Origin of the sequence: Nonomuraea glycinis, assembly GCF_035920485.1 — a bacterium.
Lineage (GTDB): Bacteria > Actinomycetota > Actinomycetes > Streptosporangiales > Streptosporangiaceae > Nonomuraea > Nonomuraea glycinis.
Genome location: NZ_CP109166.1, coordinates 6,791,826 through 6,818,542 on the forward strand (window position 1 = coordinate 6,791,826; position 26,717 = coordinate 6,818,542).

The 26,717-nt window shown below is 70.1% G+C and carries 27 protein-coding genes; 12 read left to right on the top strand and 15 right to left on the bottom strand.

Going from position 1 to position 26,717, the window contains the following annotated elements; translation table 11 throughout:
* Position 1 precedes the first annotated feature (1 nt).
* The 7 genes from OHA68_RS31905 to OHA68_RS31935 all read right to left on the bottom strand — a co-directional run bounded on the left by OHA68_RS31905 (position 2) and on the right by OHA68_RS31935 (position 8,058).
* A complete protein-coding gene (locus OHA68_RS31905; RefSeq protein WP_327103540.1) occupies positions 2-1,012 on the bottom strand; it encodes an ABC transporter ATP-binding protein in 1,011 nt (336 codons plus the stop codon).
* On the bottom strand, positions 1,009-1,995 hold the full coding sequence (locus OHA68_RS31910; RefSeq protein WP_225277507.1) for an ABC transporter ATP-binding protein: 987 nt from the start codon (positions 1,993-1,995) through the stop codon (positions 1,009-1,011). Before OHA68_RS31910 ends, OHA68_RS31905 begins: the two co-directional genes overlap by 4 nt.
* A gap of 2 nt (positions 1,996-1,997) precedes the next feature.
* Positions 1,998-2,900: an ABC transporter permease gene (locus OHA68_RS31915; protein WP_327103541.1), complete on the bottom strand. Its 903-nt coding sequence runs from the start codon at positions 2,898-2,900 to the stop codon at positions 1,998-2,000.
* Positions 2,897-3,913, bottom strand: a complete 1,017-nt coding sequence (locus tag OHA68_RS31920; protein ID WP_327103542.1) for an ABC transporter permease — start codon at positions 3,911-3,913, stop codon at positions 2,897-2,899. The genes OHA68_RS31915 and OHA68_RS31920 overlap by 4 nt, the downstream gene beginning before the upstream one ends.
* Positions 3,910-5,727, bottom strand: coding sequence for an ABC transporter substrate-binding protein (locus OHA68_RS31925; protein WP_327103543.1), 1,818 nt, complete (start codon positions 5,725-5,727; stop codon positions 3,910-3,912). The genes OHA68_RS31920 and OHA68_RS31925 overlap by 4 nt, the downstream gene beginning before the upstream one ends.
* A 161-nt stretch (positions 5,728-5,888) precedes the next feature.
* On the bottom strand, positions 5,889-6,866 hold the full coding sequence (locus OHA68_RS31930; RefSeq protein ID WP_327103544.1) for a zinc-dependent alcohol dehydrogenase family protein: 978 nt from the start codon (positions 6,864-6,866) through the stop codon (positions 5,889-5,891).
* Positions 6,847-8,058 (bottom strand): M20 metallopeptidase family protein, encoded by a 1,212-nt coding sequence (locus tag OHA68_RS31935; protein WP_327103545.1) that lies wholly within the window; start codon positions 8,056-8,058, stop codon positions 6,847-6,849. Before OHA68_RS31935 ends, OHA68_RS31930 begins: the two co-directional genes overlap by 20 nt.
* Before the next feature lie 53 nt (positions 8,059-8,111).
* Here OHA68_RS31935 and OHA68_RS31940 point away from each other — a divergent pair, with 53 nt between their 5' ends.
* A complete protein-coding gene (locus OHA68_RS31940; RefSeq protein ID WP_327103546.1) occupies positions 8,112-8,915 on the top strand; it encodes an HAD-IIA family hydrolase in 804 nt (267 codons plus the stop codon).
* A gap of 25 nt (positions 8,916-8,940) precedes the next feature.
* The gene (locus OHA68_RS31945; protein WP_327103547.1) at positions 8,941-9,564 is read left to right on the top strand and encodes a hypothetical protein; all 624 of its coding nucleotides are present in this window, start codon (positions 8,941-8,943) and stop codon (positions 9,562-9,564) included.
* On the opposite strand, the gene OHA68_RS31950 is transcribed toward OHA68_RS31945, so the two are convergent.
* The gene (locus OHA68_RS31950; RefSeq protein WP_327103548.1) at positions 9,527-9,994 is read right to left on the bottom strand and encodes an NUDIX hydrolase; all 468 of its coding nucleotides are present in this window, start codon (positions 9,992-9,994) and stop codon (positions 9,527-9,529) included. The genes OHA68_RS31945 and OHA68_RS31950 overlap by 38 nt on opposite strands.
* An 80-nt stretch (positions 9,995-10,074) precedes the next feature.
* On the opposite strand from OHA68_RS31950, the gene OHA68_RS31955 reads away from it, so the two are divergent.
* The 3 genes from OHA68_RS31955 (at position 10,075) to OHA68_RS31965 (ending at position 13,753) form a co-directional block, all read left to right on the top strand.
* Positions 10,075-10,998 (top strand): acyl-ACP desaturase, encoded by a 924-nt coding sequence (locus tag OHA68_RS31955; protein ID WP_327103549.1) that lies wholly within the window; start codon positions 10,075-10,077, stop codon positions 10,996-10,998.
* A gap of 9 nt (positions 10,999-11,007) precedes the next feature.
* Entirely contained in the window at positions 11,008-12,987 is a 1,980-nt protein-coding gene (locus OHA68_RS31960) for an ABC1 kinase family protein (RefSeq protein ID WP_327103550.1), read from the top strand.
* Positions 12,988-13,219: 232 nt separating this feature from the next.
* On the top strand, positions 13,220-13,753 hold the full coding sequence (locus OHA68_RS31965) for an NADPH-dependent FMN reductase (RefSeq protein WP_189140217.1): 534 nt from the start codon (positions 13,220-13,222) through the stop codon (positions 13,751-13,753).
* Positions 13,754-14,119: 366 nt separating this feature from the next.
* Here the strand turns inward: OHA68_RS31965 and arfB are convergent, their stop codons facing one another.
* Positions 14,120-14,527, bottom strand: a complete 408-nt coding sequence (arfB, locus tag OHA68_RS31970; RefSeq protein ID WP_189140218.1) for an alternative ribosome rescue aminoacyl-tRNA hydrolase ArfB — start codon at positions 14,525-14,527, stop codon at positions 14,120-14,122.
* 198 nt (positions 14,528-14,725) lie between these two features.
* Here arfB and OHA68_RS31975 point away from each other — a divergent pair, with 198 nt between their 5' ends.
* From OHA68_RS31975 to OHA68_RS31985, 3 genes are all read left to right on the top strand, one after another.
* Positions 14,726-15,556, top strand: a complete 831-nt coding sequence (locus OHA68_RS31975; protein ID WP_327103551.1) for a hypothetical protein — start codon at positions 14,726-14,728, stop codon at positions 15,554-15,556.
* A complete protein-coding gene (locus OHA68_RS31980) occupies positions 15,553-16,134 on the top strand; it encodes an HAD family hydrolase (protein ID WP_327103552.1) in 582 nt (193 codons plus the stop codon). The genes OHA68_RS31975 and OHA68_RS31980 overlap by 4 nt, the downstream gene beginning before the upstream one ends.
* Positions 16,135-16,302: 168 nt before the next feature.
* The gene (locus OHA68_RS31985) at positions 16,303-17,859 is read left to right on the top strand and encodes an alkaline phosphatase D family protein (RefSeq protein ID WP_327103554.1); all 1,557 of its coding nucleotides are present in this window, start codon (positions 16,303-16,305) and stop codon (positions 17,857-17,859) included.
* A gap of 133 nt (positions 17,860-17,992) precedes the next feature.
* Here OHA68_RS31985 and OHA68_RS31990 read toward each other — a convergent pair whose 3' ends face one another.
* On the bottom strand, positions 17,993-19,321 hold the full coding sequence (locus OHA68_RS31990) for an FG-GAP and VCBS repeat-containing protein (protein ID WP_327103555.1): 1,329 nt from the start codon (positions 19,319-19,321) through the stop codon (positions 17,993-17,995).
* Between the two features lie 115 nt (positions 19,322-19,436).
* Between OHA68_RS31990 and OHA68_RS31995 the strand changes: the two genes are divergently transcribed.
* Complete coding sequence (locus OHA68_RS31995) at positions 19,437-20,666, top strand: cytochrome P450 (RefSeq protein WP_327103556.1); 1,230 nt, start codon at positions 19,437-19,439, stop codon at positions 20,664-20,666.
* On the opposite strand, the gene OHA68_RS32000 is transcribed toward OHA68_RS31995, so the two are convergent.
* From OHA68_RS32000 to OHA68_RS32020, 5 genes are all read right to left on the bottom strand, one after another.
* A complete protein-coding gene (locus tag OHA68_RS32000) occupies positions 20,648-22,045 on the bottom strand; it encodes an MFS transporter (RefSeq protein ID WP_327103557.1) in 1,398 nt (465 codons plus the stop codon). The genes OHA68_RS31995 and OHA68_RS32000 overlap by 19 nt on opposite strands.
* Positions 22,046-22,080: 35 nt before the next feature.
* Positions 22,081-22,683: a TetR/AcrR family transcriptional regulator gene (locus OHA68_RS32005; protein WP_189140227.1), complete on the bottom strand. Its 603-nt coding sequence runs from the start codon at positions 22,681-22,683 to the stop codon at positions 22,081-22,083.
* 74 nt (positions 22,684-22,757) lie between these two features.
* Complete coding sequence (locus OHA68_RS32010; protein ID WP_372462265.1) at positions 22,758-23,399, bottom strand: biliverdin-producing heme oxygenase; 642 nt, start codon at positions 23,397-23,399, stop codon at positions 22,758-22,760.
* 183 nt (positions 23,400-23,582) lie between these two features.
* Positions 23,583-23,954, bottom strand: a complete 372-nt coding sequence (locus tag OHA68_RS45415; protein ID WP_407674375.1) for a ClpX C4-type zinc finger protein — start codon at positions 23,952-23,954, stop codon at positions 23,583-23,585.
* A 162-nt stretch (positions 23,955-24,116) separates the two neighbouring features.
* The gene (locus tag OHA68_RS32020) at positions 24,117-24,809 is read right to left on the bottom strand and encodes an MBL fold metallo-hydrolase (RefSeq protein ID WP_327103558.1); all 693 of its coding nucleotides are present in this window, start codon (positions 24,807-24,809) and stop codon (positions 24,117-24,119) included.
* A gap of 112 nt (positions 24,810-24,921) precedes the next feature.
* On the opposite strand from OHA68_RS32020, the gene OHA68_RS32025 reads away from it, so the two are divergent.
* The 3 genes from OHA68_RS32025 to OHA68_RS32035 all read left to right on the top strand — a co-directional run bounded on the left by OHA68_RS32025 (position 24,922) and on the right by OHA68_RS32035 (position 26,702).
* Positions 24,922-25,323 carry a helix-turn-helix domain-containing protein gene (locus OHA68_RS32025; protein ID WP_327103559.1) on the top strand — a complete coding sequence of 134 codons (402 nt, stop codon included), beginning with the start codon at positions 24,922-24,924 and terminating at the stop codon, positions 25,321-25,323.
* Between the two features lie 55 nt (positions 25,324-25,378).
* A complete protein-coding gene (locus OHA68_RS32030) occupies positions 25,379-26,290 on the top strand; it encodes an alpha/beta fold hydrolase (protein ID WP_327103561.1) in 912 nt (303 codons plus the stop codon).
* A gap of 61 nt (positions 26,291-26,351) precedes the next feature.
* Positions 26,352-26,702, top strand: a complete 351-nt coding sequence (locus tag OHA68_RS32035) for a DUF4180 domain-containing protein (protein WP_327103562.1) — start codon at positions 26,352-26,354, stop codon at positions 26,700-26,702.
* Positions 26,703-26,717: the final 15 nt, after the last annotated feature.

The window sequence follows — 26,717 nt, forward strand, 5'->3', positions numbered from 1 at the left end:
GTCACACCTCGCTCAGCGGGCGCGCGATCACGCTGCGGCGCTCCGGATAGAAACAGGCGTGCTCCTGCGGGACCCCCTCCGTGACCTGCAGCAGCGGGCGCTCCCCGGCGCACCGCTCGCCGCGGAACGGGCAGCGCCCGGTGAACAGGCAGCCGGTGTCGTCCAGGAGCTGGTCCAGCGGCTCCAGCGGCACCACCGGCTGCTCGCCGGGCTGCTCCAGCCCGTGCAGCACCGGGATGGCCGACAGCAGCGACTGCGTGTACGGGTGCACCGGGTCGGCGATGACCGTGTCCACCGGGCCGCGCTCGACGACCTGACCACGGTAGATCACGTACAGCTCGCCGTCGCCGCCGATGTAGCGGGCGGTGGCCACGTCGTGGGTGATGAACAGCACGCTGACGCCGAGCCGCTCGCGCAGGTCCTTCAGCAGGGCCAGGATGCCCAGCCGGAGCGACACGTCGATCATCGACACGGCCTCGTCGGCGACCAGCATCTCCGGGTCGACCGTCAGCGCGCGGGCGATCACGACCCGCTGGCGCATCCCGCCGGACAGCTGGTGCGGGTAGCGGGCCAGCACGGTGCCCGCGTCCAGCCCCACCAGCGACAGCACCTCGGCCGCCCGCTCCTCGATCCACTTCTTCGACCGGCCGGTCTGCTTGGCGCGCAGGCTCAGCGGGGCGTTCAGCGTCTGGTGGATGGTCCGGGTCGGGTTGAGCGCGGAGTAGGGGTCCTGGTGGATCAGCTGGATCTTGCGGAAGTGCGGCTGCCGCTGCTTGTGCTTCAGCTCCGACATGGCCGTGTCGCCGATGACCAGCTCGCCCTCGTCGTAGGACTCCAGTCCGGCGATGATCCGGCCCAGCGTGGTCTTGCCGCAGCCGGACTCGCCGATGAACGACGCCGCGCCGCCCTTGGGGATGGCGAAGTCCACCCCGCGCAGCGCCCGCACCTCCCGGCCGCCCAGGATGTTGCCGCGCTGCTTGAAGGTCTTGACGATGCCCTGGCCGGTAATCACGCGTGCTCCTTCACGTTCACCGCATGGCAGGCGACGATCCTCGATCCGAGCGGGACCGCCGCCGGGTCCACGGTGTCGCAGACGTCCATGCGCAGCGGGCACCGGTCCCTGAAGACGCAGCCCTGGTCCGGCACCGAGGTCAGCGTCGGCGGCCGGCCCGGCAGTGCCTGGGCCTCGTCGATGTCGCCCACCAGGCGCGGGATGGCCTTGATCAGGCCCCTGGTGTAAGGATGGCTGGGCGCGCCCAGCACCTCGCGGGTGGGACCCTGCTCCACCAGCCGCCCGCCGTACATGACGGCGAGCCGGTCGGCGACCTCGGCCACCACGCCGATGTCGTGCGTGATCACCAGGGTGGTCAGGCCGCGCTCGGCGTGCACCTCACGGACGATCTTCAGGATGTTCGCCTGCGTGATCATGTCCAGGGCGGTGGTCGGCTCGTCCAGCACCACCAGGTGGGCGTTGAGCACCAGCGCCAGCATGATGCCGACGCGCTGGCGCATGCCGCCCGACAGCTCGTGCTGGTGCGAGTCGAGCACCCGGGCGCCGTCCAGGCCCATCCGGCCCAGCAGCTCCTTGGCCTCGCGGACCAGGCCCCGCAGGTCCTCCACGCCGTGCGAGCGGCCCAGGTCGAGCAGCTGCTTGCCGACTGTCTTGAGAGGGTTCAGGGAGTTCTGGGCGGCTTGGAAGACGTACCCGACGTGCCTGCCCCTGGCCTTGCGCAGCTCCTCGCCCCGCAGGCCCACCACGTCGCCGAGGCCGTCGATCTCGACGCTGCCGGCCGCGATCCGGCCCGGCGGCTGGACCGCGTTCAGCAGCGACAGGGCCAGCGTCGACTTGCCGGAGCCGGACTCGCCGACGATGCCGGTGATGGTGCCGGGCTCCAGGGTCAGGCTGATGTCACGCACGGCGGGCAGCTCGCCCGCCGCCGTCTTGTAGACGACCGTGAGGCCGTCGATGCGCACTCCCGGCGCTTGTTCTGGCACTGCTACTCCTCCCGCAGCCGGGGGTTGAAGATCTCGTCCATGGCGTCCACCACGAGCACGATGCCGAGCGTCAGCAGCAGGATCGCGAGCAGCGGCGCCAGCATGTACGGCAGGGCCGCCGTCGTGGTCAGAGCGCCGCCGCCGAACACGGCGAGGTTGAGCATGACGCCCCAGTTGTCCGCCTCGTAAGGCAGCACGCCCAGGAAGAACAGGCCCACCTGCGCGTACACGGCGCCGGTGACCGCGATGAGCATGTTCATCGCGATGTACGGCGCCATGCTGGGCAGCAGTTCCTTGCCCACGATGTGGCTCGTGGACAGGCCGAGCCCGCGCGCCGCCTCGATGAAGCCGCGCTCGCGCAGCGACAGCGTTTGCGAGCGCACCGCCCGCGCCACACCGCCCCAGCCGAGCAGCCCGAGCAGCAGACCCATCTCCACGGCGCTGCCGAACTTCCAGACGGTCGACAGCACCAGCAGCAGCGGCAGTCCCGGGATGGTGAGCTTCATGTCGGTCAGCCGCATCAGCACGGTGTCCCATCGGCCCCGCTTGAAGCCGGAGAACAGGCCGATCGTGGTGCCGAGCACCACCGTGATGACGGCGGTGACCAGCGCGCTCAGCAGCACGTAACGCGAGCCGGTGATGACCAGGGCCACCACGTCGCGGCCTTGGCCGTCGGTGCCGAACCAGTGCTGGGCGCTCATCGGCGCGTACAGGGCGGAGGTGTCGCGCGGCAGCAGTTCGGGGTAGAACATCGGCCCGAACACGCCCATGAAGGCGAAGCCGAGCACGATGATGGCGCCGACCAGGCGGCTGGGCTTGCGCTTCATCACCCGCCAGACGCCCGCCCAGAAGTTGCGGCGCATGGTCGCGGCCGTGCCGCCGGTCTCCAGGATGACACTGCTCATGACGATGCCTCCTCGCTGGAGCGGACCCGGGGGTCGATCACTGTGTAGAAGAGGTCGGCCAGGATGTTGGCCACGATGATCGCCCCGGTGATGAGCAGGAACGCACCGCCCATCAGCGCGTAGTCACGGTTGGTGATGCTGTCGATGAGCAGGAAGCCCAGCCCCGGATAGTTGAAGATCCGCTCGATGAAGATCGAGCCGCCGAACAGCAGGCCCAGCGAGAGGGCGAGAATCGTGAACAGCGGCAGGATCGCGTTGCGCGCCACGTAGCGGAAGATGATCGACCGTTTCATCCCGCGCAGCTCGGCCGCCAGGATGAAGTCGTCGCCGAGCACGGTGACCACGCTCGACTTCATGGCCAGGATCCAGCCGCCGTAGCTGGCCAGCGCGTAGGTCACGACCGGCAGGGTGGCGTGCTCGATCAGCGAGCCGATGTAGCCGGCGTTGAACCCGGGCTCGAAGAGGATGTCCGCGGTGCCGCCCGACGGCAGGATCGGGATGAGTGTCGTGAAGATCGCGCCCATCAGCAGGGCCAGGACGTACTGCGGCACGCCGTGCAGCAGTGAGCCGGAGACGGCCAGCACGTCGCCGAGCTTTCCCGAGCGCTTGATGGCCGCGTAGACGCCCATGATGACGCCGACCAGGAAGCTCAGCAGCGTGCCCGCCAGCACCGGTAGAACGGTCCATTTGGCCGCCTCGGCCAGCACCGACGTCACCGGGGTGCCCGGGTTGACGACCGATACGCCGAGGTCGAAGCGGAACAGTCCGAACAGGTAGTCGCGGTACTGCTCGCCGAGCGTCCCGTCGGGCAGGAAGCCGTACATGACGGCCGTGGCGCGCTCGGCGGCCTCTGGTGACATGCCCTGCTCGAGCAGCTTCTGGTAGCGGGCCGCGACGGGGTCGCCGGGGATGTTGCGGATGATGAAGAAGCTGATCGTGGCGACAACGAGGATCATGACGAGCCCGCGGGCCAGGTGGCCCGCGAGTCGCCGTGCGATGACCATTGTGGTCATGGCGCCTTCTTCACCATGCCGAGCTGCATCCAGACGCCGGCCGGTAGACGCAGCAGGTCGCTCTCCTGCTCGGGGAAGCCGCTGAAGCGACTGGTGTTGGTGAACTGGGTGTTCACGTAGTCCCAGAGCTGGATGGCGGGCAGGTCCTGGTTGGCCGCCTTGGCCAGCTGGAGCATGATCGGCTTGGCCTCGTCGGCGCTGGCGGCGTTGAGCTTGCCCGTCAGCTCCCCGGGGTTGACCTTGCCGACGCCCTCGATGTCGATCTCCTCAGCGCTGCCCATCCAGTTGCCGGCCTTGCCCGCAGGGGAGTGCTTGATCTTGCCCGCGACGTTGGTCCAGCCGTTGGAGGCGCCGAAGAAGCGCTGGAAGATGTCGTACGGCGCGGGGCCGAGCGCGAGCAGCCAGAATCCGGCGTCGTACTTGCCGGCCGCGAGCTCCTCCAGGTAGAGGGGGTAGTCGGCGACCGTGACGACCTCGGCGTCCACACCGTTCTTGGTGAGCTGGCCCTTGATGTTCTCCTGGGCGGAGATCCAGTCGGAGAAGCCGGCCGGCGCGGTCATCGTGACCTTCCACGGCTTGCCGTCCGCCAGCGCCCACTTGCCGTCCTTCTTCTGCAGTCCGGCCTCCTTGAACTCCGCCTCGGCCTTGGCCACGTCGAACGCGTAGGGCTCCAGCGAGTTGAGCTCGGCGCCGAGCCACTCCTGGGCCGGCTTCTGGTGGATGCCGGAGGTGGTCACCGCCGCGGTGCCGCCCTCGGGCGAGGCGACCTTGACGACCTCTTCACGATTGATGAGGTAGGCCAGGCCCTTGCGCACGTGCACGTTGTCGTACGGCTTCTTGGTCTGGTTGAAGGCCAGGCCGACGGCCACCGGTGAGAAGCCCTTGATGATGTTGCTGCCGGGAGCCTGCTTGATCCGGTTCATCACGTCGGCCGGGGCCGCGGTGAAGCCGGCGTGGTCGAGCTTGCCGGAGATCAGGTAGTTCCAGATCTGCTCGTTGCCGGTGTAGTTGAGGAACTTCACCTGGTCGGGAGCGACCTTGGCGGCGTTGTAGAAGTTCTTGTTCTTGACCAGCAGGGCCTCGCCCGGGTTCACCCGCTCCAGGATGAAGGGGCCGGCGGAGGTGTCCTTCGGCGGCGCGAAGGCGATGATCTTCTCGCCCAGGGCGGTGATCTCCTCGCGCGCCTTCTCGGCGTCGGCGCCGGTGCCGCGGGAAGCCTTGAGCTTGTCCCAGAAGTCGGCGGGCAGCACGCTGTTCCACACGTGCGCGGGGGCGACGAAGGTGTCGAGGACGCCCCGGGCGAACTTGGCGCTCGGGTTGTCCATGTCCTGCGTGACCTTGACCGTCTGCGCGTCGACGACCTCCACGTCCGCGGCCGCGCCCGCCGCGCCCGGCGTGATGGCGAAGGCGGTGCTGCCCTGGGTGTAGGCGATGCCGATGGAGAGCTTGACGTCCTCGGCGGTCACCGGCTTGCCGTCGGACCACTTGTTGTCCGGGTGCAGCTTGATGGTGATCGACGAGTTGTCCGGGGCGATCTCCCAGCTCTCGGCGATGCCCGGATAGAACTGGTTCGGGTCGGTCAGGTGGTTCTTGACCCAGGCGAGCTTCATCGCGTTGTAACCCAGGAAGGAATTGCCCTTCGGGTTGTACGGGTTGGCGGGGGCGTTCGCGTCGATGCCCGGCCTGTTCACGTCGATCGTGGTGAAGAGGCCGCCCCCACCGCCCGAACCGGACTGGTTGGTGGTGCCGCCGCCGCTGCAGGCCGTGACGGCGGCGAGGCTCGCCAGCGTCACTACCGCTGCTAGTCGCTTCATGTACCGCTCCGGGGAAGTTCGGACCTGATGAGGATCTGTTGGGGTTGACCGGACCCTACGGTCAGGGGCAGGGCGCGTCAATAATCTCCAGTGGTTGTGAGGCTAATGTAACTTTCCTTCATGCCCCTGCGAGATGACGCTTCTTTCCACGCTGCGTGTCATCAGCATACGTGCAGAACGGCAGCGCCTTTGACCTGGTCATTGGACAGATCTGTCAGGGCTTGGTCAGCGTCCTCGAAGGCGTAGGGGACGCTGCGTACCACGGGCGGATGCGCTCGTACCAGATCCAGGTAAGCGCGGCCGTCCGCGCGGGTGTTGGCGGTGACGCTGCGCAGCGTCCGCTCCTGGAACAGGTGCCGGTCGTAGTTCAGCGACGGGATGTCGGTCAGATGGATCCCGGCCACGGCGAGCGTGCCGCCCCGATCGAGCGCCTCCAGCGCGACGGGCACCAGCTCGCCGGCGGGCGCGAACAGGATGGCCGCGTCGAGCGGCTCCGGCGGCCGGTCCAGCGCGGAGGCGGCGCCCAGCTCCAGGGCCAGCTCCCGGTGCGCGGCCGCCCTGGTGACCACGTGCACGACGGCGCCCAGCGCGATCGCGGCCTGCGCGGTCAGGTGCGCCGACGCGCCGAAGCCGTACACGCCCAGCCGGCCGCCCGGCGGCAGGTCGCAGCGCAGCAGCGCCCGGTAGCCGACGATCCCCGCGCACAGCAGCGGCGCCAGCCGCTCGGCCGGCACGTCCTCAGGGAGCGGGTAGACGTACGCGGCGGGCGCCGTCAGATACTCGGCGAAGCCGCCGTCGGCGTCCCAGCCGGTGTAGGTGGAGCGGGGGCAGAGGTTCTCCCTGCCGAGTAGGCAGTAGCGGCAGCTTCCGCAGGTCGAGCGCAGCCAGGCCACGCCGACGCGGCCCCCGTCGCTCCCGTCGGGCCGCACCACGCGCCCCACCACCTGATGGCCGGGCGTCGTCAGCGGCCGGTGCGGCGCCAGATCCCCCTCCGCCAGGTGCAGGTCGGTCCGGCACACGCCGCACGCCTCGACGCGCACCAGCACCTCGCCGGGCCGGGGGACCGGCACCGGCCGCTCCACCATCCGCAGCGGCCGGGACCCCATCGGGCCGGGCCGGTCAACCGCCCAGGCTCGCATCGGCGGCGCTCAGCCGGGTGTGCGCGAGCGAGGCGTAGAGCGCGGCCCCGTCCGGCAGCACCGCGTCGTCGAACTGCGCCTCGGGGGAGTGGTTGTAGGCCGCGGTCGCCGGGTCGCGGTCCGGCGGGCAGGCGCCGAGGAAGACGAACGCGCCCGGCACCTCCGCCAGCACGTACGAGAAGTCCTCCGAGCCCATGACCGGCTGCGGCGCGACGAAGTAACGGCCGGGCCCGAACAGCGCGTCCGCCGTCCGCCCGGCGAAGTCGGCCTCGGTGGGATCGTTGACCGTCACCGGATAGCCCATCCCGAACGACGCCTCCACGCCCAGCCCGTGCGCCGCCGCGATGCCCTCCACCACCTCCACCAGCCGCCGCTTCACCAGCGCCCGGTTGCTCTTGCTGAAGGTGCGCACCGTGGCCTCGAAGCGGGCCTCGTCCGGGATGGCGTTGTCGGTGGACCCGGCGTGGAAACTGCCCACCGTGACCACGACGGGATCGAACACGTCGAACGTCCTGGTGACCATCGACTGCAGCGCCGAGACCATCTCGCAGCCAGCCTGGATCGGGTCCTTGGCCCGGTGCGGGGTGGAGCCGTGCCCGCCACTGCCCTTGACCGTCACGGTGAACACGTCGGCCGCCGCCATGATCGGGCCGGGCCGGGAGGCGAACACCTTCGGTGGCAGGATCGAGGAGACGACGTGCATGCCGTAGGCGGCGACCGGAGGCGTGCCCGTCACGTTCAGCACCCCCTCGTCGATCATGTGCTTGGCGCCTTCATACCCCTCCTCACCTGGTTGGAACATGAAGATCACATCCCCCGCCAGCTCCTCGCGCCGGGCGTTCAGCAGGTGCGCGGCACCCGCCAGCATCGTGGTGTGCAGGTCGTGCCCGCAGGCGTGCATCCGCCCGTCGATCTGGGAGATGTACGGCAGGTCGTTGCGTTCGGCGACGGGCAGCGCGTCCATGTCCCCGCGCAGCAGCACGGCGGGCCCCGGCCGGCCGCCCCGCAGGACGGCGGTGATCGAGCTGAGGCCCGAGCCGAGGGTGATCTCCAGCGGCAGCCCGTCGAGGGCGGCGAGCACCTTCTCCTGGGTGCGCGGCAGCGCCAGGCCCAGCTCCGGTGTGGTGTGCAGCGAGTGACGCAACTGGACGAGCTCGTCCCGCATGTCCTGCGCGGATTCGGTGAACGACATGAAGAACATTGTTCACGTACGGGGTGGGAAGTCGATATGCCGGAATCGGTACGATGGGCCACGTGACCGACCGTAAGAAGATCGACTACTGGCTGTCCGACATGGACGGCGTCCTCGTTCACGAGGGGCAGCCGGTGCCAGGGGCCGACACCTTCATCAAGCGGCTCAGCGAGTCAGGCATGCCCTTCAGGGTCCTGACGAACAACTCCATCTACACCCAGCGCGACCTGTCCGTACGGCTGGCCGGCGCCGGTCTCGACGTGCCGGCCGAGTCCATCTACACCTCGGCGCTGGCCACCGCGCAGTTCCTCGACGACCAGCGGCCGGGCGGCTCCGCCTACGTGATCGGCGAGGCCGGGCTGACCACCGCGATGCACGCGGCCGGCTACGTGCTCACCGACCTCGACCCCGACTACGTGGTGCTCGGCGAGACCCGCACCTACAGCTTCACCCAGATCACCCGCGCCATCCGCCTCATCGAGGCGGGCGCCCGCTTCATCGCCACCAACCCGGACCCGGTCGGCCCCTCGACCGAGGGCTCACTGCCCGCCTGCGGCGCGGTCGCCGCCATGATCACCCGGGCCACGGGCGTGGAGCCGTACTTCGTCGGCAAGCCCAACCCGCGGATGATGCGCAGCGCGCTCAACGAGATCGGCGGCCACAGCGAGACCACCGCCATGATCGGCGACCGGATGGACACCGACATCGTCTCCGGCATGGAGGCGGGCCTGTTCACCATTCTCGTGCTCACCGGTGTCACTCAGCGCCACGAGATCGACCGCTTCCCCTACCGCCCCTCCCTGATCGTCGACTCGGTCGCCGATCTGATCGATCTGGTCGAACCCGCAGGACGCTGACCAGCGAAAGTGATTGTCTGGCAGCATGACCCGTATCTACCTCGAACTAGGGACGAAGAAGGTCTTCGCCTGCTCGCTGGACTGGCCCGGCTGGTGCCGGCTGGCCAAGGACGAACAAGCCGCGATCGACCGGTTCATGGACTACGCGCCGCGCTACCGGGTGATCGCCGAGCGGACCGGGCTGGCGTTCGAGCCCGGTGAACCGGTGGTGGTCGCGCAGGTGAAGGGCGGCGACATGACCGACTTCGGGGTCCCGTACGAGGTCCCGGACCTTGACCTCCAGCCGTTCGACGAGGCGACGGCGCGGCGCGAGGTGGCGCTGCTGCGGACCGCCTGGGAGCTGTTCGACGAGGTGGCCGCCGTCGCGCCGGAGGACCTGCGCAAGGGCCCGCGCGGCGGCGGGCGCGACCTGACCAAGATCGTGCACCACGTGGAGGACTCCGAGCGCGCCTACGCCCGCAAGGTCGGCGTCAAGCATCGGCCGCTGAAGTCCCAGGCGGACCGGGAGGCGATGCGGGCGGAGCTGACCGAGACGCTGTCACGCGCCTGGCAGCCGCCGCTGGAGACCGGCTGGCCGCCGAGCTACGCCAGGCGGCGGCTCGTCTGGCACGTCATCGACCATCTGTGGGAGATCGAGGATCGGCGATGAGCCGCGGCAGGGCCGTGATGTGGGCCGACAGGTAGGCGGCCACCGCCTCGGGGACGAGGTGGCGTGAGGTGATCTCCGACTCCGCCAGCGGGAGCCGCTCCACCTCGTAGACGCCGCGTGAGGGGTCCTCGAACTCGGGGCCGTGCCGCAGGGCCGGATCCATCGACAGCAGGCGGCATCCGTACACGTGCTGGATCTTGACCCCGCCCTGCCACGGGTAGCTGACCGTGGTCAGCGGGGTCACGGCGGAGACGGTCGCGCCGAGCTCCTCCAGGAGCTCGCGGTGCAGGGTGTGCTCCAGGGTCGCGTCGCCGGGCTCCACATGGCCGCCCGGCACCGACCAGTAGACGTCACGGTCGGGCACGGTGCGCCGGAAGATCACCAGGCGCTCGTCCTCGTCCAGCAGAATGCCCCGGACACTGGGTTGCATACGGACCACCTTATTCGCCCTGTATCTCCTTCCGGTAATCTAACTTACGGTGCCGTAACCTTGAGGGAGAGGATCCTTGCATGGCGATGACCCAGACGCAGCTCCTGCACGAGCTGGAGCCCGTGGTGGCGGGGGAGCTCGACCGCCACGAGAAGGTGGCCAAGGAGTGGTTCCCGCACGAGTACGTCCCGTGGAGCGAAGGCCGTGACTTCGACGGCATCTACGGGGGCGAGGCCTGGCAGGAGAGCCACTCCAAGCTGCCCGAGCCGGCGCGCGTGTCGCTCGTCGTCAACCTGCTGACCGAGGACAACCTGCCGAGCTACCACCACGAGATCGCCACCACCTTCGGCCGTGACGGCGCCTGGGGCACCTGGGTGCACCGCTGGACGGCCGAGGAGGACCGGCACGGCACCGCGCTGCGCGACTATCTGACCGTCACCCGCGCGGTCGACCCGGTCGCGCTGGAGCGGGCCCGCATGGAGCACATGCAGAGCGGCTTCATCACCGAGTACGACACGATGCTGCAGCAGCTCGCCTACGTGTCGTTCCAGGAGCTGGCCACCCGGATCGCGCATCGCAACACCGGCAGGGCCTCCGGCGACGAGGGCTGCGAGCGGCTGCTCGCCCGCATCGCCGCCGACGAGAACCTGCACATGCTCTTCTACCGCAACCTGCTCAAGGCCGCCTTCGAGCTGGACCCCAACCAGACCATGCGGGCGGTGACCGATGTCGTCACCACCTTCCAGATGCCCGGCTCCAACATCCAGGGCTTCGCCCGCAAGGCCATGATCATCGCGAACGAGGGCATCTACGACCTTCGCCTGCACCTGGACGACGTGCTCATGCCGGTGCTGCGCCAGTGGGCGGTGTTCGACCAGACCGGTCTCAACGCCGAGGGGGAGCAGGCTCGCGAGGAGCTGTCGGCCTACCTGGAGAGGGCCGACACCACGGCCGCCAGGTTCGTCGCCCGGCGTGAGGAGCGTAAGGCGCGCGCCATGAAATGATTCATCCCCATGGATGCACCTGTCGCACTGATTGTCGCGCTTGTCACGTTACTGATGATCGTGGCGCTGGCCACGGCGGCACGGCGGCTGCTGGGCGTCAGATTCGGGGCGATCCGCACATTCCTGGCGGCTCTGCTGGCCTTCGTCCTGGCCGGGCCGCTGCTGTCACCGATCCTCGGCTCGTTGAACGGCACCGGGGTGGCGGGCGACCCCGGCATCGGGCCGGTGTGGGTGCTGTTCCTCGTCGCGATGTGCGTCGTGCTCATCCCGATGGTCATCCTGGTGCTCGCCGAGGCGCTGGTGCCGCCGGGCTCGATCCCGGGGCCGCTGGAGTTCTTCCGATCGCTGCGCGGCCGGATCTCCCGGGCCAGGCGCTACTCCCAGATCACCAGGATCGCCGTCCGGCACGGCCTCGGCCCCTACCTGCGCGGCAGGGGCGAGCGCCTGACGGACCGGCCGGGCACGGTCCGGCTGGCCCGCTCCCTGCGCGAGGCGCTGGACGAGGCGGGCGTCACCTTCGTCAAGCTCGGACAGGTGCTGTCCACCAGGCGTGACCTGCTGCCGGCCGAGTTCATCGACGAGCTCGGCCTCCTGCAGGACCAGGTGGCGCCGGTGCCCTGGGAGCAGATCGAGCCGGTGCTCGCCGCCGAGCTCGGCGGGCCGGTGGACAAGGTGTTCGCCGCGTTCGACACCGAGCCGCTGGCCGCCGCCTCGATCGCGCAGGCCTACACCGCCCGCCTGCACACCGGTGAGAGCGTGGTGGTGAAGGTGCGGCGGCCGGGCATCGGCCCGACCGTGGACCGGGACCTCGACATCGTCCGGCGGCTGGCCGGCACGCTGGAGTCCAGGACCCGCTGGGGCCGCTCGCTCGGCGTGGGCGACCTGGCCGAGGGCTTCGCGATCGCCATCAGGGAAGAGCTGGACTTCCGCGTCGAGGCGGTCAACATGGCGGCCGTCGCCGCCACCAACGGGGGCGGCGTCACCTACCCGGCCCCGATCGGCCCCATGTGCACCGAGCGCGTGCTGGTCATGCAGCGCCTGGTGGGCGGGCCGGTGACCAGGGCCTCCGCCGAGCAGGGGCCGCGGCTCGCCCGCGACCTGCTGGACTGCCTGCTCAGGCAGATCCTCGTGGAAGGCGTCTTCCACGCCGACCCGCACCCCGGCAACCTCATGCTGCTCGACGACGGCGGCCTCGGCCTGCTCGACTTCGGCTCGGTCGGCCGCCTCGACGCCTCCATCCGCTCGGCTCTGCAGCGCTTCCTGCTGGCCATGAACCGGCAGGACCCGCTCGGCGTGACCGACGCGCTGCTGGAGGTGGTGCCCCGGCCGGAGGAGATCGACGAGGCCGCGCTGGAGCGGGCGCTCGGCCAGTTCATGGCCAAGAACCTCGGGCCCGGCATGAACAGCGTCCAGATGTTCACCGACCTGTTCAAGATCGTCTCCGCGTACGGGCTGTCGATCCCGCCGGAGGTCGCCGCCGTCTTCCGGGCGCTGGCGACGCTCGAAGGCACTCTTGTACGACTCTCGCCCGGCTTCGACCTCATCGGGGAGGCCCGCGCGTTCGCCGGCCGTCACCTGTCCGAGAAGCTCGACGGCGGCACCCTCAAGGAGGCCGCCACCCAGGAGCTCGCCGCCCTGATCCCCATGCTGCGCCGCCTGCCCCGGCGGGTCGAGCGCATCGCCAGCTCCGCCGAGCACGGCCGCCTCGGGCTCAACGTGCGCCTGCTCGCCGACGACCGCGACCGCCGCTTCGTCACCGGCCTGCTGCACCAGGTGCTGCTCACCGTGCTGGGCGCCACCGCGGGGCTGATGGCGGTCCTGCTGCTCGGCACCGACGGCGGCCCACGGGTGAGCGGCGCGCTCGACCTGAGCCTGTTCGAGCTCATCGGCTACAACCTGCTGGTCATCTGCGCCATCCTCGTGCTGCGCGTGCTCGTCCTGATCTTCCGGCGTCCCCGTGACGCCGAGCCGCACCGCCCAATGGTGTAAATCAGGCGGCTCGGGCATAGGTCGACAAGCCAGTACATCTTCTTGACCAGTGGATGGTCTTGGACATCCACGGCATCGGGCAGGTTTCCGACTACCGGCCCACATCCTTCAGGGAGTCGTGGGCAGTGGCTCCTCCCCATCGACGCCATGCAGGGCGTATGTCGTTCACTGGGACGAGAGGGATCAAGATGCGCACAACCGGATTCGCCCTTCCCTCCGCTGTGGGTGCCGGATGAGGGTCGTCGGGATCGCCGCCAGTCTCCACGCGGGTTCGTACATCAACAGACTGCTGGAGGCGGTGCGCGGCGAGCTGCCGCCCGGCGTCGGCTTCGAGGCGTGGCAGGGACTGGGTGAGGTGCCGCCCTATGGGCCGGGTCCGGTGCCCGCGGTGGTGCGCGAGCTGCTCACCCTGATCGAGGAGGCGGACGCGATCGTGCTCACCGCTCCCGAGCACAGCCTGCTGCCGCCCGAGCTGGACCACACGCTGTCGTGGATGTCGGCGGGCGGCGGGCTGGCGGGGCGGCACGTGGCCGTCATGTGCGCCAGCGCGCGGGCCTGCGGGGCCATGTGGGCTCAGGCGGAGCTCTTCAAGGAGCTGGTCGCGGCGGGGGCGGTGGTGATGGGGGCCGAGCTCGTCATCTCGCCGGTCTGCCCGCACTTCGACGAGGACGGCCGGCTGTGGGCCCGGGAGTTGCGCGCCCAGGTGCGCGAGGTGATCTCGCAGCTCTGCCCGGCGCAGATCAGGGAGCCGGTGCTGTCGAGGTGACGGCGCTGTCGTGGTGACGGCGCTGTCGTGGTGACGGCGCTGTCGTGGTGACGGCGCTGTCGTGGTGACGGCGCTGTCGTGGTGACGGCGCTGTCGTGGTGACGGCGCTGTCGTGGTGACGGCGCTGTCGTGGTGACGGCGCTGTCGTGGTGACGGCGCTGTCGTGGTGACGGCGCTGTCGTGGTGACGGCGCTGTCGTGGTGACGGCGCTGTCGTGGTGACGGCGCTGTCGTGGTGACGGCGCTGTCGTGGTGACGGCGCTGTCGTGGTGACGGCGCTGTCGTGGTGACGGCGCTGTCGTGGTGACGGCGCTGTCGTGGTGACGGCGCTGTCGTGGTGACGGCGCTGTCGTGGTGATGGTGGGGCTCAGAGGTCGCGGCGCAGGCGTTTGAGGTCGGAGCGGCGCTTCTTGCCGGCGATGCGGCGCTCGACCGCGCCGCGGCTCGGCTTGGTGGGGCGGCGGCGCTTGGGCGGCGGCGCGATGGCCTCGCGGATGCGCTGGGCCAGCCGCTGCTCGGCCGCCTCCCTGTTGCGCAACTGGGAGCGGTACTCGGAGGCGGCGATGGTGATCACGGCGGCGCCGAGCCGCTCCACCGCCCGGGCCTTCAGCGCCGGTGACAGCGCGGTGCTCGCCGCCACGTCGAAGGTGAGCTCGACCCGGCTGTCGGTGGTGTTGACGCCCTGGCCGCCGGGGCCGGAAGAGCGGGAGAAACGCCAGACGAGCTCGGCGTCGGGGATGACGACCGAGGCGTTGACGACCAGCGGGCCGGGCATGGCAAGGTGCTCCTGATTCTGAAATATCCCTCGTAAGCGAGTCTCACCGTATCTGTAGGACATATGCGGCGAGCAACAGCATTTCCGTATATGGCGACCTGTGCGAGAGAGTTCGGCTTGACGGCCGCACGCGGGCGGCGTATGCCAATATCGCGCGGAAACTACGAGGCAGAAGACCTTTCCAGGCAGGGAGTCGCTGTGGCGGGCAGTACGGCGGGCATCGTCGGCGTGCACGGGATCGGCAAGTACAACTATTACCTCGACGCCGGCCGCTCGGCCACGGGGGCGGCGGAGGCGATGCGCCTCAAATGGGACCGCTACTTGCACGCCTCCCTCGGCGGGCAGGCGCGCGGCTACTTCAGCGAGGTGGCGTACTTCTCCCACCTGCTCGCCGAGGACGAGGGCGGCGACGATCCGCGGCGGGTCGCGGCGGTGGAGGCGTCCACCCAGCGGGTGGTGGCCGGCTGGGCCGCCAACCTGGGGTTCGGCGAGCACTTCACGGGGGCGCTCAGGTCGTTCACCGGCTGGCTGCTGACCAGGCTCGACCGCAGGTCGGCGGCGTTCGCCGAGCTGTTCGCGCCGGAGGTGGCCATCTACCTGGCCGACCAGGAGAAGCGGGAGCTGGCCAGGCGGACCGTAGCCGAAGTTATCCGGAAAAATCAGCCTAAAGTGGTGATCGCGCACTCGCTGGGCAGCGTCGTCGCCTACGAGACCCTCTGGGCCCACCCGGAGCTCGAAGTCGACCTGCTGCTCACCCTCGGCAGCCCACTCGGCATGCGCAACGTCATCTTCGAACGCCTGCTGCCCGCCCCCATCAACGGCCGGGGCGAGCGCCCCAAGGGCGTGCGCCGCTGGGTGAACATCGCCGACAAGGACGACATCGCCGCCATCCCGCCCGCCCTGGCGAGCAGCTTCACCGGCGTCGACGTCGAGGAGCTGGTCAACCTGGACTGGATCGACTTCCACACCGCGGAGAAATACCTCGGCTGCCCGGCCCTGCACCCGCATCTGCGACCATTCCTGGGGTGAACTGGATTCTCCTGGACTACGGCAACGTCCTGTCCCTCGCCCAGCCCGCCGCCGACGCCGAGGCGATGGCCCACGCGGCCGGTGCCGACCCGGCGGCGTTCGGGCAGGGCTACTGGCAGCACCGCCTGGCGTTCGACGCCGGCTCCCTGACCCCGGCGGACTACTGGTCGCTGGTGGCCGGCAGGCCGGTCACCGGCGCCGAGCTCGACCGCCTGATCGCGCTGGACGTGGCGAGCTGGGCCCATCCCGACGAGGAGGCGGTCGCCCTCCTGGGTGAGCTGCTGGCCGCCGGCCGCGACGTCGCCCTGCTGTCGAACGCGCCGGCCCGCGTCGCCGACGGCTTGGACGAGCTGCCCTGGATCGCCGCCATCCCCCGCCGCTTCTACAGCGGCAGGATGGGCCTGGCGAAGCCGGACCGGAAGATCTACGAAGAGGTCGCGCGCGAGCTCGGCGCCGACCCCGCCGGCGTGCTCTTCGTCGATGACCGCCCGGAGAACGTCGCGGCCGCCGAGGCAGCCGGCATGACCGGCATCCACTACACCGGCGCCGCCTCCCTGCGCACGACCCTAGGACTCTGAAACCGGTCCACGCGGCAAGGAGGCTTCTCTGAGACCGGCACTTCGGCGGGGCGGCTCCGAGGCCGCTGAACGGCTCGCTCAGGTGCTCGGCGAGGACGACCGACGCTGTTCACCTGCCCTTGACCCCACTGTCATGGCCGAGTCGGAGCGGCCGGACATACCTGGAGCATGGACCGCAGATCCTTCCTCACGGCCGCGGGCACCGGGCTCTTCCTGCCCGCCCCGCTGACCGGAACGCGCCCAGTCTCCACCTCCTCGCGCACCCTGCGAGCCGACCCGTTCACGCTCGGCGTGGCCTCAGGGGACCCCGGCACCGACGGGTTCGTGCTCTGGACCCGCCTGGCCACCGACCCGCTCGGCGGCGCCGGCCGCGGCGGCATGCCCGCCCGCGACGCCGACGTCGACTGGCAGGTCTCCACCGACGAACGCTTCTCCAAGATCGTCAAATCCGGTACGGTCCCCGCCCGCGCGCGCGACGCCCACAGCGTCCACATCGAGGTGTCCGGCCTGCGGCCGGGGCGCGAGTACTTCTACCGCTTCCGGAGCGAGGGCCGGCTGTCGCCCGCCGGGCGCACCAGGACCACGCCGGACGAGCACGCCCAGACACCGCTCGCGTTCGCCGTCGCCGCCTGCGCCCACTACGAGCACGGCTACTACACCGCCTACCGCCGCCTCGCCGAGCAGGAGCCCGACCTGGTCGTGTTCCTCGGCGACTACATGTACGAGTACGGCCCCAGCGGCTACACCGCGCTGGCCGGACGGGTCCGTACGCACACGCCGGGCAAGTGCGTCACGCTCGCCGACTACCGCCTCCGGCACGCCCAGTACAAGAGCGACCACGACCTGCAGGCGGCGCACGCGGCGGCCCCCTGGCTGGTCTCCTTCGACGACCACGAGGTGGAGAACAACTGGGCCGGCTCCGTCTCCAGCACCGGCGCCCCGGGCTTCGAGCAGCGCAGGGCCGCGGCCTTCCGCGCCTACTACGAGAACATGCCGCTGCGCCGCGCCACCCTGCGCGGGGCCGGGCTCACCCTCAACCGGCGCGTCTCCTGGGGCTCCTTGGCGCGCTTCCACCTGCTCGACACCCGCCAGTTCCGCGACGATCAGGCCTGTGAGGACGGGGTACGCGGCGGGTGCGACGAGCGGCTGTCCCCGGACCGCACCCTGCTCGGCGCCGGCCAGTGGCGCTGGCTGGAGGAGGGGCTGCGCGGCTCAGGCACCCGCTGGAACCTGCTCGGCCAGCAGATCATCATGACCCACCGCGACTACAAGCGCGGCCCCGGCCGGGAGGTGAACCTGGACTCCTGGGACGGCTACGCCGCCGAGCGCACCCGCCTGATGGAGTCGCTGTCGCACACCGCCAACCCGGTCGTCCTCACCGGTGACGCGCACATGCACCACCTCGCCGACCTCAAGGCCGACTTCGACGACCCGGACTCGCCCGTGGTGGCCAAGGAGCTGGTGGCCACGTCGATCGCCAGCGACGGCGACGGCTACCGGGACAAGACCTGGGTCGCCGAGTCCATCGCGGAGAACCCGCACATCTCCTACATCGACCAGCGCCGCGGCTACCTCATGGCCCGGCTCGACCGCGACGAGCTGTCGGTGGACTTCCGCACCCTGGACCGCATCTCCCGCCGCGGCGACCGGGCCCGCACCTCGCACCGCGTCACCATCCCGGCCCTCACCGGCCCGGCCGCCGCCGGCGCCCAGCCGAACGCGTAGCCAACCGTCCCGGCCGCCGCTCGGCCGTACAGCCCCGCATAGGCCTGGCGGCTGCCGACGCTGAGCCGTACAGCCCCGCATGGCTCGTTCGCTGTCGGCGCTGAGCCGGACCCGGCCCGGCCGCTGTCGGCGCTCAGCTGAGCGCGAAGCCGTACAGTCCCTCGCCGGTGCCGAGCCGGTGGGCCTTGCCCGGGCGCAGCCCCGCGCGTGCCCCCGGCTTACGCGACCCGGGCACGTACGTCACCACGCCCTCGTCGGGCGCCGCCACCACCAGCCCGTAGAGCGGCGGCCGCTTGGACAGGGCCTGGTAGCCGCCGACGGCGGGCAGCACCGACACCGCGGACCCCTTGCCCTTGATCAGCAGGTCCCCGTGCCGTGTCAGCCCACCGGCGGGGGAGGCCGCCAGCACCTGGACGGCGTTCTCGCCCGGCACCCCGACGGCCAGCTCGTCGTCGCCGTCGCCGTTGAAGTCCCCGGCGGCCAGCGACGCGCCGAACCGGTCGTAGTACCGTGGCGTGCCCTTGAGCAGCCGTTGCGTCCACATCTCCGACCGGGCCCCGCGCAGTCCCCGCCCGGTCCCGTACAGCACGTGCAGCGCGCCGTCGCCGTAGTCCATGGCGCGCTGGCCGGCGGTCAGCCCTTCGCCGGGGACGCCGACGGCCAGGTCGTCGCGGCCGTCGGCGTCGAAGTCGCCGGTCGTGAGCGCCGCCCCGAACGCGTCCCACTTCTCCGCGGAGCCGCGGATCCCCGCAGAGCTCTGGGTGAGCCGCAGCGCCGTCTTCCGCCGCGGGTCCAGCACGGTCGCCGACCCCTGCCCGTCCATGGTCACGCTGTCGGACGGCGCGCCGACCACCAGCTCGTCGCGCCCGTCGCCGTCGAAGTCGCCGGTCGTGACCGCCTCACCCCACTGGTCCGTCACCTTCGCCGCCTGCCGCACCCACCGCGTCTTCTGCGTGATCTGGTACGGCTTACGCCCCTTCATCCAGTAGAGCGTGACCCCGCCGCCGGAGCGGAGCCCGGGAGCGCCCACCACGAGCTCGTCCCGGTCGTCCCCGTCCAGATCCCCGGACGCCAGCGACGCCCCGAACCGGTCGCTGGACGGCTTGGCCAGGGCGAGCCGCCTGCCTGGCCGCAGCCCGCCGGTCGAGCCGTGGTAGAGCTGGACGACGCCGTTGCCGTCGGCGCCCGGCACCCGCTCGCCGACGAACTCCTCCGGCACCCCTACCGCCAGGTCGGCGCACCGGTCCCCGTCGAAGTCGCCCACGGCCAGCGCCGCCCCGAAGGCGTCACCCGGCTCGGGGTCGTCCTGGGTCAGCTTCACCCGCTCGCCCGAGCCGTACAGGATGGTCACCGAACCGGCCCGCCGGTCGTCGTACGGCGCGGCCACCGCCACGTCGGGGCGGCCGTCGCCGTCGAAGTCGGAAGGCCCCCCGCCGCACTGGGCGGCGGGCGACTGCGTCATACCGGTGAGAAGGGGGACGATCAGAAAAGCGACAAGCGGCACGTTCATACTGATAGTCATGTCCCGGGCGCCCGAACGGTGCTTAAACGCTGTAGGAACGTGCCACGATAGGCACGTGCACATCGATCTCGCGGATCTGGATTTCTGGCGTAAGACCCCGAAAGAACGCGGCGAAGCGTTCGCCAGTCTCCGGCAGCTGGAGCATCCGGTGTTCTTCCCGGAGAAGAAGGTGCCGTTCCTCCGCTCGGGCTCCGGTTTCTACGCCCTGGTCCGGCACGCGGACGTGATCGAGGTCAGCCGCAACGCCACGGTGTTCTCCAGCGAGCCGGCCGCCTCCAATCCGGAGCCGCCCTCCTGGGTCAAGCAGGTGTTCGGCGAGTCCATGGTCAACATGGACGACCCGCGGCACGCCCGGCTGCGCAGGATCGTGACCCGCTCGTTCAGCCCGAAGATGCTCGCCGGCCTGCAGTCCGACATCGACACCGCGTGCACCGGCATCGTCGACGACGTGCTCAGGGACGGCCCGCAGGACTTCGTCACCCAGGTCGCGGCCCGGCTGCCGATCCACGTCATCTGCGACATGATGGACATCCCGCAGGCGTGGCGGGCCAAGATCCACCAGCACGTCGACGTGTCCACCGCCTACACCGGCGTCCGCACCAGCCTGCCCCGCACCATCCAGCTCGCCGGCCAGAACATGCTGGCCCTGCTCGCCCTCCAGCGCATGGTGATCAAGCTGGGCCAGGAGCGCGCCGCGGACCCCAAGGGCGACCTGGTCTCGCTCCTGGTGACCGCCAACCCCGACGGCGAGAAGCTCAGCGACCGCGAGCTCGGCTCGTTCTTCGCCCTGCTGCTGGTCGCGGGCAACGAGACCGCCCGCAACACCATGGCGCACGGCATCAAGCTCCTCACCGACAACCCGGCACAGCGGGAGCTGCTGATGAGCGACTTCGACAAGCACATCGGCAACGCGATCGAGGAGATGGTCCGCCACGTCTCGCCGATCATGCAGTTCCGCCGCACCCTGACCCAGGACTACGAGCTGCGCGGCCTGGAGCTGAAGAAGGGCGACAAGGTCGTGCTCTTCTACGGCTCGGCCAACCGCGACGAGACGGTCTTCCCCGACCCCGACACCTTCGACATCACCCGCGAGACCAAGCCGCATGTCGGCTTCGGCGGCCCCGGCCCGCACTTCTGCCTCGGGGCCAACCTGGCCAGGCAGGAGATGCGGGCCATGTTCAGAGAGCTGCTGACCAGGATGCCCGACATCCGCTCGGTCGGCGAGCCCGAGCTGCTGGTGTCCAACTTCGACAACAGCGTCCGCAGTCAGGCGTTCACGTTCTGAGGGTCCAGGACGTTCGTCGTGACCGTGACGACCGTGATCAGCGCCGCCACCCCCATCAGGGCCGCGCTGATCAGCATGGCCATCCTGAACCCGGCGTCGAACACGGGCGCGTTCTGGAAGGCGTCCCCGACCAGCCCCACCACGGGCGGCACGGCGGCGACCGCGAGCAGCCCGCCGGTGCGGGCCACCGCGTTGTTCACGCCGCTGGCCGTACCGGCGTAACGGTCCTCTGCGCTGGCCAGCACGGTCGCGGTCAGCGGCGCCACCACCGCTGACAGCCCCAGCCCGAACACCGTGGCCGAGGGCAGCACCAGCAGCAGGTACGACGCGTCAGGACCGATCGTGCTCATCCAGAGCAACCCCGCTCCCACCAGCAGGATGCCGCCGGTCATCGGCCAGCGTGGCCCGACGCGCTTGGCGAGCTCCCCGGCCCGCGCCGACAGCAGCATCATCAGCACCGTGGCCGGCAGCAGCGCCGAGGCCGCCGCGACCGGGGAGAATCCCGACACCACCTGCAACTGCACGGCCAGCAGGAAGAACGCCACGCCCATCGCGCCGTACATGATCAAGGTGACCACGTTCACGGCCGTGAACACCCGGTCCCGGAACATCGCCACCGGCACCAGCGCGTCCGGCGACCTGCGTACCTGCAGCACCACGAACGCCACGCCCAGCACGACGCCCGCGATCAGCGGCGCCGGCGCGCCGAACTCGATCAGCCCGTAGGTGACCCCGGCCAGCGACAGCGCGGCCAGCAGCGCGCCCAGCACGTCGAAGCGGCCCGTCATCAGCTCGTCCCTGCTCTCCGGCACATGCTTGGCCGTGACCAGCATGACCAGCGCCGCGAACGGCAGATTGATGAGGAACGCCCACCGCCAGCCGATCGTCTGCACCATCGTCCCGCCCAGCAGCGGCCCGACCGCGCTCGCGACGCCGCCCAGCCCCGACCAGACGCCGATCGCCCGCGGCCGGTCACCCCGGTGGAAAGAGGCCTGAATGATGGCCAGCGAGCCCGGTGTCAGCAGCGCGCCCCCGACGCCCTGCAGGGCGCGGGCGGCGATGAGGAGCTCGATGTTCTGCGCCGCCCCGCAGAGCGCCGAGGCCAGCGCGAACCAGACCGTGCCGATCAGGAAGACCTTGCGCCGGCCGAAACGGTCGCCGAGCGAACCGCCCAGCAGGATCAGCCCGGCGAGGGTCAGCGTGTAGGCGTTGACGGTCCACTGCAGGCCGGCCATGCCCGCCTTCAGCTCGGTGCCGAGAAAGGGCAGCGCGACGTTCACCACGGTGCCGTCGAGCATGGCCATGCCCGAACCCAGCACGGTGGCGGCGAGGATCCACCGTCCTTGTGCTGATTTGAGCTCTATGTGACCGTTTCCCATGGCGCAATCCTGCCACCACCGGAAAGCCCGTGCCGTCAGGCGGGTGCCGCGCCCAGGGCGCGCAGGACGAACGCCGACACCAGCTCGGTGGCCCGGTCGACGGTCACCGACCCGCTGATCAGCGGCACCCGCTCGGCGCCGATCAACGCCATGATCATGCGCGCGGTGGCCGCCACGTCGAGCACCTGGAACTCACCCGACGCGGCGCCGCTGTCGAGGATGTCGCTCAGGATGCGCTGCATGGGCGCCACATGCTCGGCGAGCCGCTGGTAGGCGGCGGGGCCCAGGGCCGCGCTCAGATCGGCCGCGCCGGGATGCGGATGCGCCAGCAGCCCGTCGAGCTGCAGCCGCACGAACACCCGCAGCCGATCGGCCGGCGAGGCGCCCTCGGGCAGGGCCTGCTCGTAGCCGTCGACGAAGTAGTGCGTCACCCGCTCGGTGAACGCCAGCAGCAGCGCCGCCTTGTCCGGAAAGTAGTTGTACAGGACCGTCCTGGTGATCCCGGCCTCGTGCGCCACGTCCGTCAGCGAGATCGCGTCGATGCCCTGCACCCTCGACAGCCGCGAGACCGCTTGCAGGATGCGGTCACGCGTCTGAGCGCGGTGCTCGCCGATGGTGGCTGCGGAGATCCTGGGCATGGCTTCATGGTAGGTCGTGGCCTCAGGCTGTGGCCTCAGGCGGTGCCCTCGGGCAGTGTCCTCGGGCGGTGTCCTCAGGCTGGGGCCCGCACCACGTGCAGGAGTTCGGCCAGCACCTCGGTGTTGAGCTGGTAGGCGAGCTTCACCTCGCGGATGATCCGCTGCTGCTCCCGCTCGTCCGGCTCCAGCGCGTCCAGCCGGGAGCGGTATTCCTCCTTGAACCTGGGCAGGCTTCTGACCTGGTCGAAGAGGTAGAAGTCGACACCGCCGCCGGGCTGGTAGCCGTAGATCTTCTGCAGCTCCATCCGGATGAACTGCCCGCCGGACAGGTCGCCGAGATAGCGGGTGTAGTGGTGGGCGATGTAGCCGCCCGGCCAGTCGGCCACCTGCTCGATCCGGGCCACCAGGGTCCGCGTGGCCTTGGACGGGGCGATCCGGTCCCGCCAGCCCGGTCCGTAGATCTTCGCCAGGTCCCGCTCCAGCGCCTCTTCCCGGTAGAGCTCGGGGAAGACGAACCGTCCCGCCACCGGGTGCTCGCTCAGCCGCCGGGACACGCCGTCGAGGGCGACGTAGGCGAAATAGTGCTGGGCGACCATCTCGCCGTACTCCCGCTCGTTCAGCCGCCCGCCCATCAGCTCCGACAGATAGCTCTCGCCTTCGGCGGACTCGTGCTCGCCCCAGGTGGCGCTCTTCAAGGTCTCGGAGAACGAGGTCACGGCCACACCCTAGGGTTCGTACGGATATTTCATGACACAGTGTCACAAACCCATTTGTGCCCCGTCAAGCGGATGACGACACCATGTCATCAACGTATGCCTTTCCCCTGTGTGCGACGGCCATTCTCTCCTCCTCCGGGGAATCCGTGGCGGCATCCTCGCCGCGGAGCCGCATTCCCGCGGTCATTCTTCCCCGGAGAACCGCTCCCAGGCGGACTGGCGGGTCATGCCCAGCGCGGCGCCGATCCGGGCCCAGGTGACCCCCCGGTCGCGGGCCCTGGTCACCCAGACCCGAAGGTTGTCCTCGACCTGCGCGCTCACGGCGGCGACGCGCGGCAGGAACTCGAGAATCTCCTCGCCGGTCATCTTGTCGGGCCAGGGGATCTCGGCGTCCGTGCTGCTCTCGGCCAGCGTCCCCAGGATCTCGGTGCACAGGTCCACACACTCGTTGCAGATGTAGACGCCGGCGCCGGCGATCACCTTGGCTACGTGGTCCTTGGACTTCCCGCAGAACGAGCAGTGGATCTGCTGTTCGGTCATCGAAGGGGCGGGCATCGGTCCTCCAGGGTCGCGTGTCAGGCTATGCCTGACGACACTAGACCGTCAGGATGAGCCTGACAAGTCCGGTGCCCAGAGCACGGTCCGCCCTCTGTGGCCGGGGGCGCGGTGAGTGGTGTCCGGGATTCTGGGCCGCTCAGGAGTGTGCGGGCTGCCGGGTCAGAGTGTGGCGGCCACTTGGCGGAGTCCGGCCGAGGCGTTGCCGGTGATCGGGTCGCCGTGGCCGACGCAGACCAGGGCGAGATCGAGCTCCGCCAGCCGCCGGAAGGACGCGATCGCCTTCGGGCGGTCGGCGTTGAAGACGCCCAGCATGATCCGGCCGTCCACGTGCGCGATGGTGTCGCCGGCGAACAGCAGGCGATGGGCCGGCACATGGATGGCGATGCTGCCGTCGGTGTGGCCGGGGATGGAGATCACCTCGGCCCCGCCGCCGAAGTCGAGGACGTCGCCTTCGGTCAGCTCCTGGTCGACCCGGGAGGGCGGCACCGGCGGGATCGGGGGGAGGCCGTCGAAGATCTCCCGCTCCCAATCCGGCATGTGCGCGCGCTCGGGCAACTGCTGCGCGGCCTGCCCGCGGATGACCGCCGCGTCGGCCCGATGGACCATCACCGTGGCGTCGGCGGCGATCTCCGCCAGCGCGCCATGATGATCCTCGTGCCCGTGCGTCACGATGATCCGCCTCAGATCGCCGAGGGAGAAGCCGAGCGACCGGATGGCGCCTTCGATGTCGCCGCCCGAGCCGGGCGTGCTCGTGTCGATGAGCGTCAGGGCGTCGCGCTCGTGCCACAGGTAGGCGTGCCCGACGGCGAAGTGGAGTAGATGCAGGTTGGGTGTCATCTCGACGAGCTTCATCCCCGCAACGTACGTCCGAGGTCGGCCGCAGGCGCGAGCCCTTCGCTACAAGCTAAGCGACCTTCCCTATCAGTCCCTATCATCCGTTTATTGCGGTACATTAAGGAGTGTTATGCAGCAATACACCGTCGAGCAGGCGGCGAACCTCCTCGGCCTTCACGTCAAGACCGTCCGCAACTACGTGCGCGACGGCAGGCTCAAGGCCGTCAAGATCGGCAAGCAGTATCGGATCGCCCGTCAGGACCTGGAGGCGTTCACCGGCCGGCCCGTCTCACCTCAGGCGCCGGCCCGGCACGTCGAAGCGTCCAGCATCGTGCGGATCGACGGCATCGACCGCACCGAGATGGACCGCCTGAGCAGCATGCTCCTGGGCTCCCTCGCCAGTCGCCCGACCGGTGTCCGGGTCGAGCTGGTCTACGACGAGGAGCACGCCAACCTGAAGATCATCATCTTGGGCGACCTGGAGATCTCCGCCCAGGTGTTCCGCCTCATCGACGCCCTGGTCAAGGAGTGACCATGCCCCACCCTCCTCGCCCGACGGCGAGGGAGCCGACCGAGAGAGCGATGAGATGGCGGAAATCTACAGATCCGAGGATGGCAAGCGGGCCGTCGAGCAGCGCTATCGCGAGCTCCTGGCCCGCTGGCCGGTGCCCGCCGAGCACCTGCGCGTGCCCACCGTCCAGGGCGAGACCTTCGTGATCGCCTGCGGGCCGTCCGACGCGCCGCCGCTGGTGCTTCTGCACGGCTCCGCCACCAACAGCGCCATGTGGCTCACCGACGTCGCCGGCTTCGCGCGCCACTTCCGGGTGTACGCCATCGACCTCGTCGGCGAGCCGGGCCTGAGCGCGCCGTCCCGTCCCGACCTGGCCTCCGGCGCTTACGCCCGCTGGCTGGAGGAGGTACTGGACGCCCTGGACATCCGGCGGACCTCGATGGTCGCCGTGTCGCTCGGCGGCTGGATCGCCCTCGACTACGCCACCCGCCACCCCGGCAAGATCGAACGGCTGGCGCTGCAGTGCCCCGGCGGGATCGGGCCCCAGCTCTGGGGCAAGCTGATGGTGGCCCTGCTGCTGAAGCCACTCGGCCGCTGGGGCCGCGCCAGGTCCATGAGTCTCCTCCTGGGCCCCGCGTCCACCTCCGTCACGGCCCCGGCCCCCGCCGCTGCCCCTGAAACCATGGCCGTCCCAGCCTCTTCCCAAGCCGCTGACTTCGGTGCCTTCATGCTCCTGATCAACGGCACCTTCCGTCACCGCATGGGCCGGATGCCGCTCTTCGACGACGAGTCCCTGCGGCGCCTGACCATGCCCTTGCTGGTGATCGTCGGTGGGCGCGACGCCTTTCTCGACTCCAGCGGCACCCGCCGCCGCGTCGCGGAAACCGCGCCGCACGCCGCCATCCGCTTCCTCCCCGACTGGGGCCACTACCTCCCGAACCAGACGGACGAGATCACCGGTTTCCTCACCGAGAATGCCCATGCCTGAAGTGCCCCGACAGACGCCGCTCCGTCCCGGACGGTTGAGCAAGAAGGAGAAGGAGTACCCCATGTCCGAGGTCTTCGTCTGTGAACCCCAAGGTCAGGTGCTGCGCAGTGAGCAGGATGCGCTCGACCTGATCGGCGAGGCCATCTACCGGCGCGTCCAGTGGGTCGCCGTCCCCGCCGAGCGGCTGCACCAGGATTTCTGGGAGCTGAGCACGCGAGTCGCGGGGGAGTTCGTGGCGAAGTTCGCCAACTACCGGCACGGCCTCGCCATCGTGGGCGACATTTCCGTACATGTCGCTGCGAGCTCGTCTTTCCGGGACTGGGTCCGTGAGGCGAACCGTGGCCGTCAGATCTGGTTCGTCGCAGACCTGGCAGAGCTTGAGCGGCGGTTGTCCGGTGATGCGGACGGATGAACCAGGCTCGACCGA

What these genes read in the sequence shown, in the direction of transcription:
- OHA68_RS31915 (WP_327103541.1), bottom strand. Translation starts at nt 2,900, where the DNA reads ATGAGCAGTGTCATCCTGGAGACCGGCGGCACGGCCGCGACCATGCGC.
- OHA68_RS31920 (WP_327103542.1), bottom strand. Translation starts at nt 3,913, where the DNA reads ATGACCACAATGGTCATCGCACGGCGACTCGCGGGCCACCTGGCCCGC.
- OHA68_RS31925 (WP_327103543.1), bottom strand. Translation starts at nt 5,727, where the DNA reads ATGAAGCGACTAGCAGCGGTAGTGACGCTGGCGAGCCTCGCCGCCGTC.
- OHA68_RS31930 (WP_327103544.1), bottom strand. Translation starts at nt 6,866, where the DNA reads ATGCGAGCCTGGGCGGTTGACCGGCCCGGCCCGATGGGGTCCCGGCCG.
- OHA68_RS31935 (WP_327103545.1), bottom strand. Translation starts at nt 8,058, where the DNA reads ATGTCGTTCACCGAATCCGCGCAGGACATGCGGGACGAGCTCGTCCAG.
- OHA68_RS31940 (WP_327103546.1), top strand. Translation starts at nt 8,112, where the DNA reads ATGGGCCACGTGACCGACCGTAAGAAGATCGACTACTGGCTGTCCGAC.
- OHA68_RS31945 (WP_327103547.1), top strand. Translation starts at nt 8,941, where the DNA reads ATGACCCGTATCTACCTCGAACTAGGGACGAAGAAGGTCTTCGCCTGC.
- OHA68_RS31950 (WP_327103548.1), bottom strand. Translation starts at nt 9,994, where the DNA reads ATGCAACCCAGTGTCCGGGGCATTCTGCTGGACGAGGACGAGCGCCTG.
- OHA68_RS31955 (WP_327103549.1), top strand. Translation starts at nt 10,075, where the DNA reads ATGGCGATGACCCAGACGCAGCTCCTGCACGAGCTGGAGCCCGTGGTG.
- OHA68_RS31960 (WP_327103550.1), top strand. Translation starts at nt 11,008, where the DNA reads ATGGATGCACCTGTCGCACTGATTGTCGCGCTTGTCACGTTACTGATG.
- OHA68_RS31965 (WP_189140217.1), top strand. Translation starts at nt 13,220, where the DNA reads ATGAGGGTCGTCGGGATCGCCGCCAGTCTCCACGCGGGTTCGTACATC.
- arfB (WP_189140218.1), bottom strand. Translation starts at nt 14,527, where the DNA reads ATGCCCGGCCCGCTGGTCGTCAACGCCTCGGTCGTCATCCCCGACGCC.
- OHA68_RS31985 (WP_327103554.1), top strand. Translation starts at nt 16,303, where the DNA reads ATGGACCGCAGATCCTTCCTCACGGCCGCGGGCACCGGGCTCTTCCTG.
- OHA68_RS31990 (WP_327103555.1), bottom strand. Translation starts at nt 19,321, where the DNA reads ATGACGCAGTCGCCCGCCGCCCAGTGCGGCGGGGGGCCTTCCGACTTC.
- OHA68_RS32000 (WP_327103557.1), bottom strand. Translation starts at nt 22,045, where the DNA reads ATGGGAAACGGTCACATAGAGCTCAAATCAGCACAAGGACGGTGGATC.
- OHA68_RS32005 (WP_189140227.1), bottom strand. Translation starts at nt 22,683, where the DNA reads ATGCCCAGGATCTCCGCAGCCACCATCGGCGAGCACCGCGCTCAGACG.
- OHA68_RS45415 (WP_407674375.1), bottom strand. Translation starts at nt 23,954, where the DNA reads ATGCCCGCCCCTTCGATGACCGAACAGCAGATCCACTGCTCGTTCTGC.
- OHA68_RS32020 (WP_327103558.1), bottom strand. Translation starts at nt 24,809, where the DNA reads ATGAAGCTCGTCGAGATGACACCCAACCTGCATCTACTCCACTTCGCC.
- OHA68_RS32025 (WP_327103559.1), top strand. Translation starts at nt 24,922, where the DNA reads ATGCAGCAATACACCGTCGAGCAGGCGGCGAACCTCCTCGGCCTTCAC.
- OHA68_RS32030 (WP_327103561.1), top strand. Translation starts at nt 25,379, where the DNA reads ATGGCGGAAATCTACAGATCCGAGGATGGCAAGCGGGCCGTCGAGCAG.
- OHA68_RS32035 (WP_327103562.1), top strand. Translation starts at nt 26,352, where the DNA reads ATGTCCGAGGTCTTCGTCTGTGAACCCCAAGGTCAGGTGCTGCGCAGT.